General features: G+C 36.9%; 18 protein-coding genes and 2 pseudogenes. 8 read left to right on the top strand and 12 right to left on the bottom strand.

Annotated features, from left to right (window positions below):
* Nucleotides 1-6: 6 nt before the first annotated feature.
* From H9647_RS24515 to H9647_RS24505, 3 genes are all read right to left on the bottom strand, one after another.
* Entirely contained in the window at nt 7-2757 is a 2751-nt protein-coding gene (locus H9647_RS24515; RefSeq protein ID WP_191804938.1) for a glycosyl hydrolase, read from the bottom strand.
* On the bottom strand, nt 2757-5531 hold the full coding sequence (locus tag H9647_RS24510; RefSeq protein WP_191804965.1) for a family 78 glycoside hydrolase catalytic domain: 2775 nt from the start codon (nt 5529-5531) through the stop codon (nt 2757-2759). Before H9647_RS24510 ends, H9647_RS24515 begins: the two co-directional genes overlap by 1 nt.
* 142 nt (nt 5532-5673) lie before the next feature.
* Entirely contained in the window at nt 5674-6444 is a 771-nt protein-coding gene (locus H9647_RS24505) for an SDR family NAD(P)-dependent oxidoreductase (protein WP_191804936.1), read from the bottom strand.
* Between the two features lie 239 nt (nt 6445-6683).
* Here H9647_RS24505 and H9647_RS24500 point away from each other — a divergent pair.
* Nucleotides 6684-6923, top strand: a pseudogene (locus tag H9647_RS24500) (quaternary ammonium compound efflux MFS transporter QacB); the annotation flags it as partial.
* Nucleotides 6924-7153: 230 nt separating this feature from the next.
* On the top strand, nt 7154-7288 hold the full coding sequence (locus H9647_RS26070) for a hypothetical protein (protein WP_263621334.1): 135 nt from the start codon (nt 7154-7156) through the stop codon (nt 7286-7288).
* Nucleotides 7289-7551: 263 nt separating this feature from the next.
* Here the strand turns inward: H9647_RS26070 and H9647_RS24490 are convergent, their stop codons facing one another.
* Nucleotides 7552-8310, bottom strand: a complete 759-nt coding sequence (locus H9647_RS24490; protein ID WP_191804934.1) for a hypothetical protein — start codon at nt 8308-8310, stop codon at nt 7552-7554.
* 609 nt (nt 8311-8919) lie between these two features.
* Here H9647_RS24490 and H9647_RS24485 point away from each other — a divergent pair.
* The 3 genes from H9647_RS24485 (at nt 8920) to H9647_RS24475 (ending at nt 10347) form a co-directional block, all read left to right on the top strand.
* Nucleotides 8920-9303: a hypothetical protein gene (locus tag H9647_RS24485; RefSeq protein WP_191804932.1), complete on the top strand. Its 384-nt coding sequence runs from the start codon at nt 8920-8922 to the stop codon at nt 9301-9303.
* A 385-nt stretch (nt 9304-9688) separates the two neighbouring features.
* Nucleotides 9689-9916, top strand: coding sequence for a hypothetical protein (locus H9647_RS24480; protein ID WP_191804930.1), 228 nt, complete (start codon nt 9689-9691; stop codon nt 9914-9916).
* 194 nt (nt 9917-10110) lie between these two features.
* On the top strand, nt 10111-10347 hold the full coding sequence (locus H9647_RS24475) for a translation initiation factor 2 (protein ID WP_191804928.1): 237 nt from the start codon (nt 10111-10113) through the stop codon (nt 10345-10347).
* A 753-nt stretch (nt 10348-11100) separates the two neighbouring features.
* Here the strand turns inward: H9647_RS24475 and H9647_RS24470 are convergent.
* From H9647_RS24470 to H9647_RS24450, 6 genes and pseudogenes are all read right to left on the bottom strand, one after another.
* Nucleotides 11101-11430 (bottom strand): hypothetical protein, encoded by a 330-nt coding sequence (locus H9647_RS24470; RefSeq protein WP_191804926.1) that lies wholly within the window; start codon nt 11428-11430, stop codon nt 11101-11103.
* Nucleotides 11431-11801: 371 nt separating this feature from the next.
* A pseudogene (locus H9647_RS26380) lies at nt 11802-11949 on the bottom strand (IS30 family transposase); the annotation flags it as partial.
* 133 nt (nt 11950-12082) lie between these two features.
* Complete coding sequence (locus tag H9647_RS24465; protein WP_225229561.1) at nt 12083-12667, bottom strand: DinB family protein; 585 nt, start codon at nt 12665-12667, stop codon at nt 12083-12085.
* 294 nt (nt 12668-12961) lie between these two features.
* Complete coding sequence (locus H9647_RS24460) at nt 12962-13447, bottom strand: hypothetical protein (protein ID WP_191804924.1); 486 nt, start codon at nt 13445-13447, stop codon at nt 12962-12964.
* Nucleotides 13448-13492: 45 nt separating this feature from the next.
* Nucleotides 13493-13741 carry a hypothetical protein gene (locus H9647_RS24455; RefSeq protein WP_225229560.1) on the bottom strand — a complete coding sequence of 83 codons (249 nt, stop codon included), beginning with the start codon at nt 13739-13741 and terminating at the stop codon, nt 13493-13495.
* A gap of 72 nt (nt 13742-13813) precedes the next feature.
* Nucleotides 13814-14407 carry a chloramphenicol phosphotransferase CPT family protein gene (locus H9647_RS24450; protein WP_191804960.1) on the bottom strand — a complete coding sequence of 198 codons (594 nt, stop codon included), beginning with the start codon at nt 14405-14407 and terminating at the stop codon, nt 13814-13816.
* 165 nt (nt 14408-14572) lie between these two features.
* Between H9647_RS24450 and H9647_RS24445 the strand changes: the two genes are divergently transcribed.
* Both H9647_RS24445 and H9647_RS24440 read left to right on the top strand, forming a co-directional pair.
* Complete coding sequence (locus H9647_RS24445) at nt 14573-14797, top strand: hypothetical protein (protein WP_191804922.1); 225 nt, start codon at nt 14573-14575, stop codon at nt 14795-14797.
* A 184-nt stretch (nt 14798-14981) separates the two neighbouring features.
* A complete protein-coding gene (locus H9647_RS24440) occupies nt 14982-15299 on the top strand; it encodes a hypothetical protein (protein WP_191804920.1) in 318 nt (105 codons plus the stop codon).
* 282 nt (nt 15300-15581) lie between these two features.
* Here the strand turns inward: H9647_RS24440 and H9647_RS24435 are convergent, their stop codons facing one another.
* On the bottom strand, nt 15582-17321 hold the full coding sequence (locus H9647_RS24435) for an ABC-F family ATP-binding cassette domain-containing protein (RefSeq protein WP_191804918.1): 1740 nt from the start codon (nt 17319-17321) through the stop codon (nt 15582-15584).
* Nucleotides 17322-17452: 131 nt separating this feature from the next.
* A complete protein-coding gene (locus H9647_RS24430) occupies nt 17453-18259 on the bottom strand; it encodes a MerR family transcriptional regulator (protein ID WP_191804917.1) in 807 nt (268 codons plus the stop codon).
* A gap of 111 nt (nt 18260-18370) precedes the next feature.
* On the opposite strand from H9647_RS24430, the gene H9647_RS24425 reads away from it, so the two are divergent.
* Nucleotides 18371-18910, top strand: a complete 540-nt coding sequence (locus H9647_RS24425; protein ID WP_318245367.1) for a GNAT family N-acetyltransferase — start codon at nt 18371-18373, stop codon at nt 18908-18910.
* Nucleotides 18911-19193 lie beyond the last annotated feature (283 nt).

The following is a 19193-nucleotide window of genomic DNA, read 5'->3' as shown; positions in this document are numbered from 1 at the left end:
AAAGTCTTATTCACTATTTGTTAATTTTAATTTAACTGGACCCATCATGCCATAATTCACGGGAACTTTTGAATGATCGTATAGTGAAAGAGCATTATGCAACGTGGTAGCCACTTCCACTTGAATAATATTTTCTCCCTTAAAGAGATACGGTGCAATGTCCACTTTCCAGCTTACTTGATTCAACTGTAGATGCTCTCCGTTCACAATTACTTTTGCAGTGTCCGATGCACAACCAATGTCAAGAATGGCGCGAGAGACATTGTGAGGAATCAGAACTCTCGTTTCATATAATCCAATACCGGCCACTTTCTCAAGTCCATTTATCTCCTTCCAAGGAATCAGGTCATCCAACTGGCATTCATATTTATTTATGACTGTAGATGTGGGTGTTTCTCCTGCTTCCCAGCTGTTTATCGCTAGATGCCATTTGTTTAAAAACATCTCAGTCGTTTCTCTGTAATCGGCTTCTTTCCTGGTCTCCTTAAGTTTGCCTAGTGCAATAAGTTTTGTTTCACCCGGCTCCATTTCCAAATTAAATGTAAATCCAGTACTAGCTAACGAATTGTTTTGCAGAGCTGTAATATCTCCAGACCACAAATCAAGTAAATACGGCTGCCCTTTTCCTTTAACGGTTATAGTTCCAGCAAACTTTTCATCAGTAGATTGATTGTAAAGGAAGTAAAGGTCAGTTGAATCAGTCTGCCTTCTCACACTTGCCACCTGATTGTTTTTTATCGTATCGAAACCCTTTGAAATCGTGAGTTCTCCTAATTCCGCTTTATTGATTACAAATACATTTGAAAAACTTGTCAACTCTTTATAAAGAGAGTTAATCGTTTCGAAATGATTGGCATCTTCATATGAAATGGGTTGCAGCATTTGATCCCCCACCCAAATAATAGGAAGCCCTTCACTCGCCAAATGGATGAATTTTTTCATCACTTCAACATTTACTTTCGGGCCTTCAAGCTGTTTTGTTTCTCGATTCATCAGCTGGCTAACAACCAGCGCTTTGTAAGCAGCCCCTTTAGAATCCAAGACGGGTTCTCCATCTACAATTTCAACAGTGGCATTGTCTAATTGCAGCAATACTGGACTAATATAATCGTAGGTATAACCAGCTTGCTGGAGCGACGAACATTCTACTTCCATCGAATAATTTACTCCATCATATTCGTGACGATAAATAGCCAGATCCACTCTTGGTCTTCCTTGTCTTAAAATAAATTGAAGCCGGCTTATATAATCAGTCATCATTCTGCTATGTTCAAAGATTGGTTGCCGGTTTCCCCATTCATTGGAGTATGCCGTTCCCATCAGTGACAGGCCTGGCCAGTTAAATATGGGTTCTACTGGTCCGGTAACAGAACTTGAGTTATATGACATGCCATGTAAAACAACTTGATTTACCCCTCCAGCAAGAGCTTGATGCATTTTCCATAACAATCCATCGGCACCTGTCCATTGCTGTTCATATGCTTTTCCTTGAACGGCACCTAGTTCATAAGAATAAATAGGTTTGCGTCCCATATGAACAGCTCCTGATAGCAATCGCACAGACTCCGTGTTGTCTTTAAACCCTAGAGATTCTGCTTCGGGTACATCAACACTCATGAGGCTCGAAGTCATGTCAGTCGGTAAGCCGTACGTCTGGTAACGCAATTTCATATTATGGCTATGCGCCCATGATTGCAGGACAGAGATATGCTTTTCATTTATCAAGTCTGTTAATGTTTCGTAGTAATCATGACGTATACTCCGGTTGATGAGCGGCTGTTCAAATTCGTATTCAGAAAACCTGTCCAAATTTCGGTTATCTGTCGTTTGAAACAATCCTCTTATAAATAAGGCCGGTAAATAAGGAGCCAGATCATACCCTCTTCTTTTTTTGAATTCAATCAATAAGTCCGGAGTCCAAAGAATGACCGGTGCTGGTTCAGCATCATACATTCCGCCAAGCATAGTCGCATTCACTTCAAGTGAATCGCAAAATAGGTCCCCACCGTTTTTTTCATATAATTCCCGAATGTATGGGTCACTCAGCAAAGAATTCTCCCAATAGTCTATAACTGCTTTTGTCGCTTCCTCAGACAAATGATCAATAACAGGTGCTTGTGCTGCATCATTCAATTGGGCACTTGTTTGCGCCCAAAACGCAAATAATGTCCATTCGTCATCATCTAGTGCAGTCCATTCTACCGTTTCGTCTTCCTCACTAAACGGCAGAACCTGAATCGAATCAAGCTGATAAGTAGCCACTAGGCCCAGTTGCTTGTCCAACGATTTTTTTGCAACTGAAACAGCTACTAATTTTCTTTTCCGTTCTCGATCAATCGTATCCGGAATTAGCAACTTCCCTTGAAATAGCCTGGTAAAATCCAAACACCCGACATGGAGACCGTGAGCAGCGCGCTCATCATCCTTGTCCATGAGGGCAGGTGTAGCGATTGGCCAGAGCGGTCCCACGGTGAAATCCAGCTTAAAGTTATATTCAATCGCTGTTTCAAGAGCTGCCCTCATACAATCATTCCATTTTTCGGAGCCAAAATAGTAATCGCCATACTGCTCCGGTGCAATATCAGCGCTCGGTATTGGCATAAAGTATAAAACCTCTGCACCCCCGTAGCCAGCTTCAACCAGTGAAATAATTTCTCTTTTTATCTCGTCTTTTTCCATAAATGCCCCTGGAAGCCACCAGCGCATTTTAGGGCGATAGGTTTGATCCGGATTTTTAAACCTTTTTTCAAAATGCATTATTTTACACTTCTTTCTTTTTTATGTTGATTTTCTATATGGGCCTTATAGCTTTGATTCAGTGTATTAATAACCATTTCAAACAATGGTTTTCCTTCAGCCGGCGCATTGGCCAGCATTTCGTTAATAGACATCTGGTAGGCAAATTCAATCATTGGATTGTTGAGTAATTCAGGCATATGTTCATTAAAAATAGCAACAGCCAGAGGTTCATCTAGAATTTCTTTTAATGTAGATTCCATTGAAAACCGGTCTTTTTCTAGTGAGGTATCTGTTGCATACTCATAATGATAAGAGCCTGATCCAACTTCAATCGGCTCATCTTGTTCAGGTAAATAAAGTACTGCGGTTGTATTAGCGGGAATCTCGATATCAATTTGAATCTGTTTATTTTCGCAAGACCATTTACTTTTTATCTCTCCATAAACAGAATCAAAGGATGCATCTACAAATGTAATGCCCTTAACAAATTGCGGCTTAATCAGTATTTTTTTGTATCCGGGTTCCATGGCATTAATACCAGCCAGTCTGCGGTACATCCATTCTCCAATGGAGCCGTACGCATAGTGATTTAATGAGTTCATGCCGGATTCATCGAAGTCTCCATTCGGCAAAATCGAATTCCAGCGTTCCCATATTGTTGTGGCACCTTTTTTAACGGAATACAGCCATGAAGGATAATCTTCTTGCATAAAGATTGTTCCTGCTAAATCATGAAGATTGTTTTCCGTCAGTGTGTGACATAGATAAGGCGTTCCAACAAATCCTGTTGAAAGATGATTTTTATGATTCGCAATATTTGTTTCAAGAGACTGTAAAATCCGTTCCCGGTACTTTTCCTCTGCTAGATCAAAATGAAGAGCTAAAATACACCCTGTTTGTGTCTCACTGACGATCCGGCCGGTAGACGTTATGTACTCCTCATTAAACGCTCGTTTAATTTTTTCATACAATGATCCGTATTGATGCGCATCTTCTTTTTTCTTAAGAATCTCAGCTGTCTTTCTCACAATATTGGCAGAATACGCATAATATGCATTCGCAACTAAATACTTGTCTGTGGCCCCTGTCCGGTCTGCACTTTCTTCTTTATCTAATGCAAGCCAGTCGCCGTATTGAAACCCAGACTGCCATAATCCATTACTATCGCATCGTGCTGAAATAAAATCGACCCAGCCTTTCATGCTTTCATACTGTTCTTCTAATATACGCACATCCCCATATGTTTCGTACAAAACCCACGGGATGATCACAGCAGCATCACTCCATGCAGCTGCTCCTTCCTGCTCACCTAAAATATTCGGGACCACATGAGGCACGCCAAACTCTTCCGATTGTTCAGAAGCCAAGTCTCTCAGCCATTTTGTAAAAAACAAGGCGGTATTCATATTGTATGCCGCTGTTCCAGCAAATACCTGCGCATCTCCTGTCCAGCCCAAGCGCTCATCCCTTTGCGGGCAATCTGTCGGGATGTCGAGAAAATTACCTCTCTGGCTCCATTGAATATTGCTTTGAAGCTGGTTGACAAGTGGGTTGGACGTTATAAATGTCCCTGTCTCTTCCATGTGAGTGTACAGCACACAGGCTGTAAAATGCTCCAGGTTAATATCTTCTATTCCTTCTACACTAATATAGCGGAAGCCATGGAAAGTAAAATGTGGCATTAAAATTTGTTCCTGGCCGTTGCAAATAAAATGGTCATGCGAAATAGCCTGGCGAAGTGTATCCGGATAAAAATTCCCGTCTTTATCTAACACTTCAGCATGCCGAAGTGTAATTTTCTGGCCCGGATTTCCTTTTACCTTGACTTCCACAAAGCCCGTTAAGTTCTGGCCAAAATCGATCACTGTTTCTCCATTAGATGTCACGATAAGCTCTTTTGCAGGTATTTTTTTTGTAATTCGAACCGGTTCACTTTCCTGGGCAACAATTCGCTTCTTATCAAACGAAAAGTGCACAGCACTTCTAACTTCTGCTCCCTCAAAACAAGAATCAATGGTTTCTCCCATATAGATCTCACTGCTTCGAATAGCTCCGGTTGTTACACCCCAGCTCTGGTCTGTTCCGAGGATCTCACTTGTTCCATCTGAGTACGTAATATGAACTTCGGCCAAAGCAGCTGTTCTATCTCCATAGTGATTTGGTGTACAAGTAAATCCGAAAATGCCTTTATACCATCCGTTGCCTACCGTGATTTCGATCTTATTTTGTTTCTCAAGTATTTGATCCGCTTCATATGTCTGATATTGCAGCCGTTTTTTATAATTGGTCCACCCCGGTGCAAAAAAAGTATCTCCTAACTTTTGACCATTAATTTTAATCTCGTAAACTCCCAAAGCTGTTGCAAAAACACGAACCTTTTCTACTTCTTTATCTATTTGAAACTCTTTTGTGAAAATCGGGCACGCTGTTTCTTCTGCTGGGAGATCATGCGAGATCCATTCCGCACTAAAGTTTACGCCCTTTAACAGCCCTGTTTCAAAGCTTCCCTCTGTTATCGCCTCATTACCTTTGTTATCCCAGACTTTTACCTGAATGTCATATAAAGAGCATGCAATAAGCTCTTTCCCTTCGTATTCAATTAAAACGGAAGAACTGCTTTCTTCTCTGCCAGAATCCCACACTACGGATCTCTCTTTAGTTACGATAATTCGATAAGCAGTCTGTAAAACATTCTGATCTTCTGATACCACTTTCCAGGAAAATCTTGGTTTTTTTGTATCGAGTCCAATCGGATTTTTTTGATATTCAATTCGTAGATCTTTTACATTCATCACTTATCAGTCCTTCTTGTTTTAATGGATAGACTTCTATATTTTGATAATAGGCTTTTACTCCATGTTTCTAAAAGTAAATGACTGTCCGATACGATATGTTAGAAAAAACATTATACTCTTGACCATTTATCATAAACTTCTATGCATGAATGACAGCGCCGCCATCCACATTTAGCGTTTGCCCAGTGATGTGCCTTGAATCTTCACTTGCCAGAAACAGCACGGCTGGTGCAATATCTTCATATGGAGCACCAAGTCTTCTTAGCGAGGTTTGCTGGAAGCCTAGTCTTGCCGGATCACGCTCTTCTTCCGGTAGATGATTAAGGTATGCTTGTATGCTGTCTGTGATAGCCCCCGGATTTATTACATTTACATTGATATTATCAGGACCCCATTCGCGGGCAACTACCCTTGAGAGGCCTCGGATTGCTTCTTTAATAGCTGCATAAGCTGCATATCCTTCCTGACCTTGATAAGCAGCTCCTGAACCAAAATTAATTACTTTACCGCCTTTTTCTTTAAAATATGGGTAACACAACTTCATAAAGTTCCATGTTGAAACAAGACCCGTTTGGTAACTTATATCAAGTGTTTCTTTTGTATGATCCAGAAATGAATGAGGCGTTTTAATGGCAATAGCTAAATTCACCAAAATGTCTATCGTCTGATACTGTTCTACCGTAGCAGAAACAAATGCTTCTGACTGGACAAGATCAGAGGCATCGAAAGCGTTTACAAATACGGAAGCACCTTTACTTTTACATAATTCGGCTGTTTCATTAAGGCTTTCTGTATTAATATCACATAAAGAGAGCTTTGCTCCTTCTTCCGCGAAGCGGACAGCAATGTACTTGCCTAACCCCCCGCCTGCTCCTGTAATAACGGCAACTTTTCCAGCTAGTTTTCCCATTTTCACACTCCTTCTCTTCCTAGTAGATGTTTTTAAAACATGAGTAAAGAGTTTATATTACAAATTAATTTTAAACGCTTTCATCTTAGGTTAATATGTTTATTTAAATATTTTTATAAGAATATATATAGTTTCTCCTCTTTTTTTCGAATAATCTTATATACCGTTAGTGTCCAATAGAGGAATAAGACACGTACCGTAGGGTTGTAGAAAATGATAATTAAAAGGCGAGAAATTAGATGGTTTCATTTTTTTCAAAAACGTCAGATATGATGACAACAAAGCAGAGGTGGACTGCTTTAATCGTTCTTGCAGCTAGCTTATTCGTTGTTATGATGGATATGACTATTCTTATTATGGCTTTACCTGACCTTGTGAGAGACTTAAATCCCACTTCTACTGAGCAGTTATGGATTGTGGATATCTATTCACTCATTTTAGCTAGTTTTAATATTCCGATGACTGCTCTAGCCGATAAATTAGTGCATTCAATACCAGTTAGAATCTGTCCGAAAGTAATCATAGATCGACCGAACAGAGATGGTTGCTGCATATTTTGAAAATCTGTTAGATCATTTGATTAACATCAACATGAAAAAATAAACTGAAAATAAACTACAAGCAGAGTAATCCCCCTTCACTTGAAGGGGGATTTTGTGATTGAATGCAGTTCAGTTACGTACAGATGTAACAGAAAGGAATAAGGAAGATGTTCAAAATCCTCGTTGTAGAAGACGACAAAAATACAGCTAAATTAATGAAGATCGCTATTGGGTCTGCAGGATATGAGGTTTCATGGCGGAGAATGGCATGTTGGCTGTTACATACGGATTCTGTGTTTTAATTTAGTGGATCGCACATAAGATGATTTGACACCGTTACTTGTTCTCCATGATAATGCGTCATCAAATATAGTACAGAGAACAAATAGGAGGGGCTCGAACTCTTTTTACTATTCAGTTTTAAGTCCTTATTATGTAACATGCGTAAAATATAACCATTCATACTGGTTGGGGTTTTAGAGCAATGTTTAGTTATGCTATTTGAAAACCACCTTTTTCCCCGTTCATTTCCTTCTGCTTACTCTGCCAGGTTAACAAGAAGATATTAATACTTTACTTCTTTTTGTATGGAACTATCTGTATCTAGATCTGTTTCTGCGTACACGATTACATTATCTTCTACATCTTCAATATAAAAAACAACCTTTGTTTTTTCGTGCTTCTTCCCCGTCACAACATTCACTGTCTCTTCAAAAGGATCATTATCACTCGGAACAGATTTAAACGTATCGACTGATATCAGGCTTTGGTAAGTTGTTGAATATTTATCTATGTATTCAGTAGACCGTATTAATTTTCCATCCTGATCCCAATAGGGTTTACCTATGCTGAACAGTGTAAAATATTTCTTCTTATCCAAAGTGTAATAGAGTTCAGAATTATATCGATCAGGATTAACATCTTTTAAACGAGTAATTAAAAAGTAATCTCCTTTAGGACTCATAGAAACAAAAGAATCCTGAGAATTATAATTGTGGCTAATCACAGCCTCTTCTTTTTTTAATTTATAATCCCCTAAATATACGTCAAATTTATCAATACCTGTTTCCTTGATGTAAACATACCTTTCCGTAGATTCAGACCAAGCAATATCTTTAATATCCTGAGTTGCTTTATACTTTTTCATTTTTTGATTAAAAGTTAATTCTTCATTGTCAGTGGAAGTGGCTTTATTTTCAATCGGGAAGGTAACCGTTGTCTCCGTTAAGGAATTAGTATTTTGATTTGTAGTTGAATCTGAGCAACCGGCTAAGGCCGTAATTAACGTTCTAGCTAAAACCATTTTTTTGAATGTAATCATCATAATAACGTTTCTCCTTTGTTACTTGAAGTTTACATCCATGTACCCTTACTCCGTGATAAATAATCAGTATATAGACCATTTTTATATGACGGCTAGTTATTGCGACGGTGATGATATGTCCCGCTTACAGTTGACTCTTGTCATAAACGAAGAAATAGTTGAGAGAGATGCATTAAGCAAAAACTTTAAAAAAATCATCTTAGAAAGATTCTCCCTCTTTCCTTTACTACTTATAGAACATAGAATTATAACTTTTTCATCGCCGTTTCAATTTGCTTACTGTATTTAGCGTTATGGCTCTTATTTAGATTCTCATGGTGCCAATAGAGCAAAAGAACGTTTTCTGTTCATATATACTGGGTATCTGCATATTATACCTTTCCTTTTGGATGTTAAAATCAACTAGACCTTCTTTTCGAGCTTGCTCCGAATCATATACGTAAATCGATACGGTCTCAGGATAAGCTCCTTTTTCATTTTCATCAGGCTGATTTACAGACCGGAATTCATTTTGAAAATGTATGGGATGAAACATTTACTAAATATGGAAATAATGATAGTTTAGGAGCATTTACATTCGCACATATTAATAATGCAGTCCAAACCTTTATGTCAGGGATGGATACAGGTGATAAGCAACTTCTCGAAATAAGCACTTCCAAGGAAATGGATGTTGACAAACTTTCAGAACAACATTATTCAATGGGACCTACCATGTTATCATCTCAAATCATCGATATGAGAACGATCAAGAAAAATAAACCAGACCAATCACCCGAATATCAAGTTAGAGTCGCTATACAAACGTGGCTAGATGGTCCGACAGTAGATTACTGGGACTTGAATGTAGTAAGGACTCCGACTGTTACTAATAATGAAGGTTTTATAACCACTGAAGGAGGGAAAATGGAATACGTTGTGAAAAAGAAAGTTTTGGTTAAATCTACCTCTGTAGATTCTCATAGTGTTTTTCCAGGATATTCATTTAAATAGTAATACAAAGAGCCCTATAAATTTAGAGGGCTCTTTGTTAATTCAAGCTATTTCTATACCGTTTGGAATTGCAGTTCCTTTGCAACCCACTGATGGAATATACGATTTATTTTTGAGTTCTACTTCTTCATATTGCTGAAACTATTCCTTAGTTCTTATTTATTATTTCAATGCTTGCTGTAAATTTATATCTTCTTCTATATGTTTAGGCGTCCATTTTATATATACATGAGGCTGAATTCCTTTTCCGTGTATGGGGTCTGTTTTTGTTTTCTGCTCAAGTCTTGATATTAGAGAGAATTGTTTGTCCCATCACGGATAGAAGATAGTTACATACTTTAATAGGAATATTTAAAGCGATAACAGAGAGTTAACTGGACATGAAGTGACAGGAGTAAGCAACGAAGTACCAAACCATGTTAATTCGTATATTGTTGGGTTACAAAAAGCCTTCCAAGGCGAATTATCTGCAGTTGAAAAATACCGAAAGATTTGGTTCGGTCTTCCGTACGGCATTTACAAGGATACATTGTATGGTATTATTCTCGATGAGCAAAAATATGCGGCAAAGTATAATAATCTATTGCTACAGAACTTAGCTGCAAATCAGTAATAATTACTTGAACTCTCTTCATAAATACACGGATCTTTATACTAACCGTATGCCTGTCCCCTTCTCTCAGGGGGAAACAAGCAAACTCCTCATATAAGAACATAAGAACTGCAACACGTCGTTCCGAACGTGTTTTTAACAATTCATGATTACGAACATATATTAGTACATATGGAAATAAGGAGGCTCAAAAATTGCCCATTGATAAGTACCTACGAGATATAGAAATTGCCAAGCTAGCTTTTATAGGGAGTTCCATTGCTACATTAGGTGATGGAATCGCTGCGCTAGCTGCCGGATTAGCGTTAGAAGCTTTACAACAGGATTATAAAACCAAAAACAATAGTCGTACCGCTTCTATTAAATCAACTAAGAAACAACTTGATCATTTTATTAACGAGTTAGTTAAGATCAGGAATAATGTTGGTTGACAATTAATAAATCCCCCGGCTCTTCAGCCGGTTTTTTTAATGCGCAGAATCCGTCAAATGAGACATAAAACCTCCACTTATTTTGTTAAACTAATCTGCTGGTTTGCATAACAAAAAGGGAGAAGTTGCCAACTGGCAAGCTGCTCCCTGCTGGGTTCAACTAACGTATTTCCGTTAGTTGAATCACCTACCTATGAAACTTATGATAAAATATGTTAACTGGAAGGAGAGAAAATATTTTGTTTACTTTTATCGGAGTCATAGTATTTGTTTTTGTTGTATCTGTCCCAACATTTAGACTAATAAATACCTGACATCTTACTTTATTCTCTATTGGTGGCAGTAATAATGGTTTTACTTTTCTTAGTGATCAAAATATTTAGACATAAATCCAAAGATTAATAAAATCACTTTCAACCGTACGCCTGATACAAAAACTGCACTTAGCTTTATACTAATAACTGGTCAATTTTTTAGTACTTGGTTAGTACTTGGTCAACGCTATTGATGTTTCAACATGTGATTATTCAACTAAACTGTTCGTTAGCTAAAAGAAAAAGCAACCGGTCTTTTGAGCGGCTACTTAGTTGTTCTTATTGAGCTATCGTTTTACCGTTAGTTGAACTTCTTACAATTAAAATAAAGAGATAAACAGAGGAAAAACAGACCTATAAAGAACATGACTCCACAGCGCTTTTTTTTACTCATAATGTTTAACAGATAACTAAAAAATAAATTTTATTCTAAGTATTCTTATTCTTTGGATCTTACATATATCGCATCAAAAGCTACAATATACTTAATATTATCTGTGACTTTAGAAATATCATTGGTAGCTTCATTCATTTCGTTACCTTCGATGACTTGATCAGTTTTAATGTATACTTTATCATATATATAAATTTTATCAGGATGTTCAGAATCGTACTTTAGTGATTCAGGAAGCGGATCAGTAGTTACATCACCTTGCACACTAATATTAGTAGTCTCAGAATCCGCTTCCGATGTTGTTGTAACGCCTATTGTAACTGCTGCAGCAAGCAGAACTGATGAAGATATTAGCATCAATTCTCTTTTTTTCATATTTTCAATCCCTTTCTATTTCAATTAGAGCTTAGACTAACTTCCTCTTAGTAATAAACAACTAACGATGTACGTTAACTCGATCAATCGATATATTTGTATTAAGTAGACTTGCTTCAGAATATTCCGTAACTGCCTCAGTATCTAATGACTTCGTTAACTAATAGCGGTAGGTATCTCCTATTAATGACTGGATCGTGATGATCGTTTGATATGAACTCTGCCGCTTGACCTGTACTGATAAAACCACTAGATGATAACAGTAATAAGGTTCCTATCAACGATAAAATACGCTTTTCAGAAATTATCTCCTCTTATAAAATAAAACACATTCTTTAGCAAGAAGTTGTTTTTATATTTATGACGTATTGTCAATCTAAGTGCGCCACTTCTTCTTCAAATGATTCGTGATCTGTTTTCCATCCCAACATTTCCTTGGTCGTTGTTAATGAGTTGGAGGGCATGTTCTAATTCTTCCTCAGTCACCTCTACAAAGTCTTTCCCTTTTCGGAAGAATTCTATGAAGAAGCACTTGATCAAAATATGGCTGCTGATAAATACTTTACCTCATAAAGAAAGGCGGATATACATTACAAAATGACGCCAACAGTCCTTCTTTTCATAGTCCTTCACTAAAGACAGATCGTTCTTTCTACTTATGATTTAATAGATTCAAATATTTAGATTTAATAATATTTATATGATGTGTTTCATGTCCTGCGATGATATAAACTATTGCGCGTACGGAAAATGTGTGATCATTAAATTCTCCTACTCTAGTGATAGCCTCTTCAGGAAGATTATCGATTAAACTAGCTGTAGAGTTTCGTACTGCATCATAATCATTTAGTACTTTACTTAGAGGTAAGCTATCATAAGATGACATCTCAGCAAATATATCACGATCATACCCTGGTAATTCTCGTACATCACTACGTGCTATACGTAATATTCTATAGCTGAATAATCTTTCAACGTCAGCTATGTGCCCTATAACTGTTTTTATTGACCATTTATCTGGAGCATATCGAAAGTTAGCATTTTCCTCAGTGAGTTTGTTTAGTATAGATATATTTTCTTCACTTTGTTTTCGTAAAATGCTGATAATATTTCCTTCTGGAACTAAATCTATGTACTTCTTAACTAAAGGCGAATATTCATTCTTACCTGGTCTTATAATCATAATTTTCTCCTTGTGATGGATTTCTTTTATGTTTTTAACCTGTTGATTTCCCATAACGTCTTATTTACGAGTTTTCCATATTTAAGGGTATTCGCGAAGTGAATTATACTATCCTGCCGGTTCGTATTATGAGGTCAACCAGTTCTTTCTGGTTGCCCCTTTTTTCATTAGCTTTAAGAATTAAGGTAGCCGGGTCGAACGTACCTGCTGGTGGGACTTGATCCCGAACGCTATAATGTTCACCCCTACTTGTCATGACCATGATTGAGGCTGGTTGGGACATAGATCCCGTATAACAAGCGATAGTTCTGAACAATCTATAGAGAGTACGCCATCTTTTATTGATTTTCATTCAATCCAATGTCGAAGTATGAAATCTAAACTCGGCCTTGATACAAAAGACAAATAAGTTGAATCGGTTGTTTGAATATAAGCAGCACCGTCCCATTTTTCATCTATAGGAAAGAGAATGGATTTGAATTTAGTTCTTTCTATTTTTTCATCGCCATTATTTATTTGTATGGATATGGGTTCATCATAGACATATTCTACAGCTCCCGATTTTTTCATCTCATTAACATCTTCTGCTGTTAATGGTGAATTCCCTCCTGACATCATATCTCCTTTTTCAAACACAATTAAAGATTGGATCAGATCAAAGGCTTGCGGCTGCTCTAACTTTGTAATCGGACTCTGTTTTTCGATATAGTAAAGATTAATTTTATCTGGAGTCCACTTCTCATTTTCACCATTCGGCATCAAGTACCTTCCAAGTATGAAACCTAAAGCAAGTGCAATGAGTAGCATAATGGGGAAGAATTTATTGATTTTCATTCAGTAATTCACCTCTCTCCCATCTTTTAACGAACCGAAACAATGTTAGCTGTTACCATCTCTTTCTTCTATGAATTCTAAAAACGAATCTTGCAGTTCTCCTTTCGTATCAATAGAAGCGAGCAGTAATTTAGGTTCTAACGAACAATCTTTTAAAGTGGAACTTCCATCAATTACTCCTAGCATGTTTGAAATAGTATCAATCATAGTTATTGGGTCTATTTTTGTTTTCTGCTCCCCCCAATCTTTATACCCTGCTCTGTTAACTAATTGGTACATTCTCAATGTTTTCATTGAAACAACCCCCAATCAATTGATTTGGTTGGGGGTTGTTTTGAATATGGTGTTGTCTGATGGATACGCCGTCTAGGAGACACTAACCTTTCTTTTATGTAAATTCTTGAATACCGAGTATTCCTTATCGGACTTAATATAACTTAATATCTTTTCGGCACATTCTGCTGGATTCATCTCTTCTGTATTTACTTCGAGATCATATTCGTCAAAGCAATATACTTTGCTAAACTGTGAAGCTGCTAGTCCAATCTGTCTATCTCCTCTTGCTTGCTCTCTTCTTATGAGTTCTTCCTTTGAGCATGTTACACCTATAAATAGCGTAGGCCGATCGAAAAATTGATCAAGAAACGCAGTAAACCTTTTGTCATTGTCGATTACGGTATCTGCTATTACATTAAAACCCAATTCTAATAACAATGTAATTGTCGAATGGTACACTGAGAATATGGAATCATCAACGATTTGTGAGACAACTTGATGATCTATTCCTCTTGGAGCTTCATCTGGAAATTTATTATTAACAAAATTATTGTAATTAATAAAAAACTCATCAATTGATAAATGATAAAAATGAATTTCTTTCTGATTTATCAGTTCAGTCGATATGGATGTCTTTCCAGAACTTGAAGTTCCATTTAAGAAAACTAATATCCCTTGCTTCAATGTAATCATCCCTTCAAAATGTAATCACTTCGTATCTTTAGAATAACGTTAAATTTACAAAGTTAACGGAAAGTATTCGAGGAATGATTGAAATTTCCTGCAAGTTAGTTCAACGGCGAACTGCTGAAGAAGCACCGCTCCCTCACTCCCCCCTTGTACCGTTTCTTGTACACTTCAGTTATTGGAACTTTTTACACTCATTTTTTTATCGCTGTTGCTGCAGAGTGGATGTTGGGCAAGGGTGGAACTGCCTGGTATCCCCTGCTGTTTACGGTTATTATCATCATGATATCGATCATAATTGCTGCAAAACTAATTAGAAAAAATCCAATGCATGAAATCTTTCGAGCGGATGCTTTCTATTTGCTAAAACTCGATAATCTAGCGTAACTCATCGTCCAGCGGTATTATAATTTCATCTCGTGTCTTTCTCCACTGACGTTTCATTTCCGGACCATAATATTTCAATAGTTTTGCATCTGAGTGTTCGGCTAAGAATTTATCAAGCTTCGAAGATTCTTTGATTATGATATAGTGTTATGGAAAGAAAATAAATGAAAACGGGGGATGTCCTATGTCCTTTTTAAAAAAGCTATTTAATGTTGATAACGATGAAGAACGTAAGAAATACGAAGATATTGATGAAACCTTGAAAAAGCATCTTCTTTGGTTGTTTGATGCTGATAAAGAGGAAGTCGGTATTATAACAATTTCCGAATACATAACAAACCTGTTTGTTCCAAAAGGTTATAGCGATATGGCAGAGATGAGCTTAGTTGACACACTTAATAAGTTGGCTGAAAAGCATGAATTAGACGAGTGCGATATGATGAAATATCTTACGCACATGTTGAACGAATTAGCTATGTGCTTAGACGTTAAAAAGATATAGCCTAAAAGTAAGCAGGTATTATGCGAGCATTCGAATAAATGGACGATAACATCGATTTGAGTGGACTACCTATTTTGGTGGATCTCTTAAAAACTTGCCGTTACTTGTGATACGGTTCACCATAACGGACATAACGGCGCAATTTATGTTTGCAACGAAATAAAAGCCCACAAGTAAACCCACCGACTACGGCAAGAGCTATCAAGAAATCATTGCAACAAAAAAAGACACTGATATTCTATTCATCAGTGTCTTTTTGCTGATACTTTTTCACCTACATCTTTAAAGTAACTTAATTATCTCTTCTAGCTCATCAACTAATACTTTTGCTAATTCAAAATTAGTATCTTTTAAAGCCAATTCTATTTTCATCTCAACTGACTTTTTCTTCTGTTCAATTTCTAAATAGTTTTCATTAAAATGGCTAGCATAGATCATCTGTTTAAATTCTTGCATACTCATTTTACTAATCTTCTTATCGTCAATGATTAAAACGTAATCCATCCCATTTACAACAGAATAGAAATCATGAGAAATCATGAGAACCGCACCTTTATAGTCTTGGGTGGCTTTCTCCAGTGCGATTTGTGTATAGGTGTCTAAATGGCTTGTCGGTTCATCAAGAAGTAATATGTTTGCTTTACCGGCAGAAACTTTAGCCAATTGAAGCATGTTTTTTTCTCCACCAGATAAAGATCCTATCTTTTGGTTAAGGATTTCACCTTCAAATCCATAGTCTGAAATATACGATCTAATCTCATCATACGTTTTAAACCCAGCATCGATGAATTCATCTAGTATTGTATTGGTATCGTTTAGCATTTCACCTTGAACCTGAGATAAATAAGCTACGGTAACATCCGCATTTATTTCGATTGAATCATGATTATTTTTAAAGATTTCACGAAGTATAGTTGTTTTTCCGGTACCGTTTGGTCCGATAATAGCTACTTTATCTGTAGATTTTATCTCAAAGCTAACATTGTCTAACAACTGCTCATCAAAGGAAACACTATAATTACTGACATTTATAACCGTAGTATCTTCAATCTCATGATCCATATCAAAACGAATATTCGGTTGCTTAATATCAACAAATGGCGCTTTAATTCTACGTGCTTCCAATCTCTCTTGAAATCTAACTCTCGCTTTTAACGCTCTCCCTCTAGATGCTTCAGAGTTATAAGTTGCGATCGCTCTAAGATTATCAATGATGCCATCGTATCTTTCAATTTCTTCTTGTTCTGCGACTGCGATTTCTTGCAACTCCATTTTTGTCTGAAGTAATGAGAAATTATACTCAATATATCGACCATCAAACTCTTGGATCTCTGTGTTTTCAAGGTGTATAATTTTGTTGAAACAATGGTTCAATAGATATCGGTTGTGCGTGACAACTAGCAGCATTCCCTTGTGAGAATTGATAAGATTTTTAAGCGCTCTTAGATTTTCAAAATCCAAAAATACATCTGGTTCATCCATAATCATGAGGTCCGGACGACTAAGCATTTCCTTCATCACTTGAATGAGTTTGAATTCCCCTCCGCTTATGGAGGATATATTAAGATCTTTTAGCTTCATAAGGTTTGCTAGATTCAGCTGCTTATTAATGGTGCTTTCAAAATTATCCCCATCCATCGACTCAAAGGCGTCCAAAGCCGATTGATACTTTTCCAAGAGCGCATCCATATCCGACGTGGTTGCCATTTCAGCATAAATCGATGTGATTTCATTTTGTATCTTAATAAATTCTTCTCCGATATATTCAAAAACGGTCATTTCTTTCGTTTTGTCTACTTGTGAGAACTGACTTACGTACCCGATGCTGCAATCCGGGTCTATCTCTAACTTGCCATCGAACAAATGTCTTTCGGGATCCATCAGTATATCGATCAGTGTACTTTTCCCACTGCCACTTGTTCCTATAAAAGCGCAATGTTGCGCCTCTTCAAGCGTAAACGAAATGTTATTATATAGTTCCTTTTGTGGAAATGAGAAGGATAAGTTTTCAACTTTTATCATCGTGTTACCTTTCTTTACAACTAAAATGTTGGCTATTATTAATAGTATTATCAAACACAGACTTTTAGAGTAACACTGTTTACTACCAAGTACAATTCATTTTTAGTCCTTGCCCTTGCTTAGAAATCCTTTTAATCCATGATTCTTACCTGAATTTCTGTTAGAAACTCTTCATTATTAATCGTATCCCTATTATCAATTTCATATATTTCGAAGGGGTCACCGAGTAACTGATATCCTTTTTCTTTTGCGTAGGATAGAACATCAAATATTCTGTCTGAGCTTTGACGATAGTCGCCTCGATAATAGAGAGAAAGGTATTCTCCTGCAGGAAGAACAAAATCATATTCTGGATCTTCATAATCGAGAATAAAAAACACAGAGTTAAATATGTCTTTATCGCCCTTATATAGGTCCTCAACGGACACGGATGCACCAAAAAGTTGATTACCGAAATCGCGAATTTTGCTCTCATACTTTTTGTGCAGTTTTTTAATAGCAAAATCCATTTCTTCATCCCTGGTGATACGTGTGTCTAAATGCAAGCAAGGTCGTTCCGGAAATGATTTTATCAAGAATTCACCCGTTGTAATTTTCATCGCTGTAGTTAGTACATTTATTCTTTCCTGGATAATGCGTTGTTTAGTCTGAAGACTACGTAACTGTTCACTAACTAGATCTTTTTCTTTATGTAATAAATAAAGAGTATTTTCGATACTTTGATAATCCAAATAATCTTTTATTTGTTGCATCGTAAAATCCAATTGGCGAAGATCGCGGATAATGTTTAACTTGTATAGGTCCTTAAGACCGTAAAGCCTATATCCGTTAGTGTCACGACGAGGTACCAACACACCTATCTTTTCATAATATCGCAAAGAATCTATACCGATTCCATATAACTTTGATATTTCATTAATCTTATAATAATCTTTCAATTGATCTCTACCTCTCAAAATTTCCCACTCATAAAAGCTTGACCCTAGTATTATACCAGGGTTTAGTGTGATTTATACAAGATTGATATCATAAAACACTGTGCAGCTGGAGTGAATGATTTGATACAACAAGAGAAATTTGATCAAGTATTTGACCTTATGAAAATGTCTTTTCCTGAGAGTGAGTATCGTGAATATAAAAATCAAAGAAAGTTACTGTCCGATCGGCGTTATCACCTTCTTACAGAAGAGAATAAGCAGGGCGAAGTCATTGCATTTCTTGCAGGATGGGAATTTGATACTTTTAGATACGTAGAGAATATTGCAGTTTCTCCCTCGATACGGGGAGGAGGAATAGGGAAACGATTAATGGAACGATTTATGCGACAGTCTACTTTGCCAATTATCTTGGAAGTTGAGGAGCCACAAGATGATTTGAAGAAAAGAAGAGTTCGATTTTATGAACGTCTTGGATTTTATTTAGGAGATTTCAAATATGTCCAACCACCCCTACGTGAAGGGGTGTTAGTTTTGCCTTTATGCATTATGAGCTATCCAGAGAAACTAACAGAATCGCAGTTTGAATTTGTGAGAAAGGTGCTTTACAGAGAAGTATATAACTTTAACAACTTAAGCACCCAAAGACATTAGCCACCTCCCTTAATCCCTAAGATCCACACTTGCTTTAAAAACATGTAATTAAAAAAAGAGCAGCCGGTATGCAGCCGCTGCTCTTGCCTATTTATTTAATGATGTTATTTTAATCGCAAACCTTACTCCATTTGCTCCATTTCATTTTCTAGATAAATCTTTCAATAGGCTTTCATCCCCAACAAAAAAGGATCTTTGTTAGATACCTGAACTGAACCCTATTAAGTAGACAGTTTTAAAAAAAGGATGCGCTGCTGTTTAAGCGGCAATGAGATGACTTCGG

Source organism: Paenibacillus gallinarum (assembly GCF_014836635.1).
In the GTDB taxonomy this organism is placed as follows: Bacteria; Bacillota; Bacilli; order Paenibacillales; family Paenibacillaceae; genus Paenibacillus; species Paenibacillus gallinarum.
Note: the sequence above shows the minus strand (reverse complement) of the source record. Positions and strands in the feature narration are given on the sequence as shown.